The organism is Arsenophonus endosymbiont of Bemisia tabaci Q2, from assembly GCF_902713415.1.
Lineage (GTDB): Bacteria > Pseudomonadota > Gammaproteobacteria > Enterobacterales > Enterobacteriaceae > Arsenophonus.
This window is the reverse complement of the sequence record NZ_CACTIE010000079.1, coordinates 1-2,538: the sequence shown is the minus strand read 5'-3', so window position 1 is coordinate 2,538 and position 2,538 is coordinate 1. Positions and strand designations below refer to the sequence as shown.

The following is a 2,538-nucleotide window of genomic DNA, read 5'->3' as shown; positions in this document are numbered from 1 at the left end:
TAATATAGCTAAGCGACTTAATTTTGATGACATTATTTATATGAGCTATTCAATTGATTTTAGACGTAAAGTGATATTTACGATGGAAGAAGAAGGGTTGAGTATCCGAGAAACAGCGAAGCAATTTCGGATTGGCTCTGCATCTGTATCGCGTTGGATTAATCAAATAGAGCCAAAAGCATCGACTACGCGTCAGCGAAAAATCGATAAATCCGAGTTGATAAAAGATGTTGAACAATATCCAGATGCTTACCAAAAAGAGCGTGCAGAGCGTTTTGGCGTTTGTCAGAAGGCCATTTGGCAAGCTCTTAAAAAAATGGGATTGACCTATAAAAAACTCTACGTCATCCGAAAGCCGACGAAAACACTCGACAAACGTTTCAACAAAAAAACAACAGTATGAAAAAGAAGGCAAGCATATTGTTTTTATTGATGAAAGTGGTTTTTCACACGATACCCCGCGGACTCACGGCTATTCCCCGAAAGGTCAACGGTGTGTTGGTCTCAAGAACTGGGGAGCTAAAGGAAGAACAAATGTTATCGGCGCTTTATTGGGCACAACGCTGTTTGCTATCGGATTATTTGATATCAATATTAACAGCGATGTTTTCTATGCATGGGTCACCCAAGTCCTTATCCCAGTACTTCCTAAAAACAGTGTAATCATGATGGATAATGCAACTTTTCACAAGAAACAGAGTATTCAACAAGTCATCATCGATGCGGGGCATATGGTGGAATATTTGCCTACCTATTCGCTAGATCTTAATCCAATTGAACATAAATGGGCACAAGCTAAATGCAAAAAAAGAGCGCTCGGATGCGACACAGATATTTTGTTCGCACTCAATATGATGTAATCAAAATTAAGACGCTTAGCTATAGCCAACGATCTAACTGAGTTGCATGTTGATGATCATTATCAAAAAAAGCAATATAACTATCGATTGTGGCATTGATCCCTTTTTGAAAAGTTGCCTGAATGGCTGACTGATTAAGTGCTGGATGGAATTCTGCTCCTTTCTGATGTTGCACACAGTGAACTGGCCACCAAATTTCACGTAGGCCATCAAGATTACCCTCGGTGCCTACCTGAGTTCCTGAGTTGACAGCAAAATTTAAGTGATCAGCAGGATGCCAGTCCTGGCTGGCAATAACAACGATATTTTGTTGCTGGCAGTAGTGATAACATTATTAGCTGTACTAATAACACTTTCACTATCTAATACTTCTAGGGCGACCCCTTTACAAAAGTCATTTTGCAGATCGACCAGTAATAATGCAGTATTAGTCATTATATCGTCCTTAATAATTGTCACTATAGGTAAGTTCACCGCGCAAATTTTTTGCATCAGCGTACGAATATCATTTGAAGATAAAGATTGACTATTGACTAAGTAAATAATGAAGCTTGGTAAGGGTTTCCTCAAAAGTCATGTCATAACCACTAATAACACCAACTTTGGCTAATGCGTGCCCGGGTGGCATACCCATTAATGTTAACTCGCCCAGAGAGGCATTGTGTGAAATTAATGACGATAATATTGTGTTGACAGGCCTTTTCAAGGCATTTTAACAACTCAGTTTGTGAAGGCGAATTACCAACACCGTAAGAACGCAGAATGAGTGCTTTGCTGGGTTGCAATAAGATTTTTTCGATACTTTGTACTGAATCCCAGGATAAATAGTAAAAACCCCAACGGGTTGAGGGGTAATTTTATGGCTGCTGAAATTGCCGTCATTTTTTGGCAATGGACAGCTTTGTAAACAACGGATATGAATACCCGCATCAATTATAGCTAGGCGACTTTAAAATGATTACAAGTAATTACTCTATATCAGTAAATTTATATTGGAGAAAACATATATTTTTGTAATCAAAATTAAGACGCTTAGCTATATCGATAGTTTCTTTGATACAACAGATATTAATTACCTTGATCAGATAACAAATAATGCGCCAGACAATGTTAAAAATAAATAATTACGCGGATGATTTTTTAATCGAAGAACTATTTGCTTAAATACTCAACAATATTTTTCTGCTGAAGAAGAACCACTATTCAATTGGCAACCAACCGATACCTATCTTAAAAAATCTTTATCTAATAAATATTATCAAGGCGAACACAAGCCGAATATTCTATTTAGAATAGGAAGAATGCTTAATAGAGGTAAATAAAAACTCACCAATATTGAAAAATATTGTCAACTAGTAAAAAAATTAGTAGAAAGATATAGTATTAACTATCATTTGATAGGTCTGGCTTATCCAATTTCTGAATACGAAATTTGGAATGAACCCGATCTTGGTTTTTTCTGGGAAACACCCGAAAATAATCAGCGTGCAGTTGTCAAATTTTATGATTTTTATTGTGTCGTTGCCAATACAATTAGAGCAACTGCCTCCTGGGTAAAATTGGTAGTTGCGGAACAGCATTTTTTTTAAGAATGAAAATTTTGTCAATAACTTTATTGCCTATATAAAAAATAATCATTTTTCTTTTGATTTTTACTCATATTATTATTACGCGATCG

The 2,538-nt window shown here is 36.2% G+C and carries 4 protein-coding genes and 2 pseudogenes; 4 read left to right on the top strand and 2 right to left on the bottom strand.

What is annotated here, in order from left to right; translation table 11 throughout:
* Positions 1–40 precede the first annotated feature (40 nt).
* A complete protein-coding gene (locus ARSQ2_RS04470) occupies positions 41–403 on the top strand; it encodes an IS630 transposase-related protein (RefSeq protein WP_181994086.1) in 363 nt (120 codons plus the stop codon).
* Positions 330–860 (top strand): IS630 family transposase, encoded by a 531-nt coding sequence (locus ARSQ2_RS04465; protein WP_338078239.1) that lies wholly within the window; start codon positions 330–332, stop codon positions 858–860. Before ARSQ2_RS04470 ends, ARSQ2_RS04465 begins: the two co-directional genes overlap by 74 nt.
* Before the next feature lie 22 nt (positions 861–882).
* Here ARSQ2_RS04465 and pncA read toward each other — a convergent pair.
* A pseudogene (gene pncA / locus ARSQ2_RS12525) lies at positions 883–1,295 on the bottom strand (bifunctional nicotinamidase/pyrazinamidase); the annotation flags it as partial.
* 10 nt (positions 1,296–1,305) lie between these two features.
* A pseudogene (locus ARSQ2_RS04450) lies at positions 1,306–1,797 on the bottom strand (L-asparaginase family protein); the annotation flags it as partial.
* Positions 1,798–1,852: 55 nt separating this feature from the next.
* Here ARSQ2_RS04450 and ARSQ2_RS13620 point away from each other — a divergent pair.
* Entirely contained in the window at positions 1,853–1,984 is a 132-nt protein-coding gene (locus ARSQ2_RS13620; protein ID WP_255487429.1) for a hypothetical protein, read from the top strand.
* A 270-nt stretch (positions 1,985–2,254) separates the two neighbouring features.
* Positions 2,255–2,449, top strand: coding sequence for a hypothetical protein (locus ARSQ2_RS04445; protein ID WP_238334312.1), 195 nt, complete (start codon positions 2,255–2,257; stop codon positions 2,447–2,449).
* Positions 2,450–2,538 lie beyond the last annotated feature (89 nt).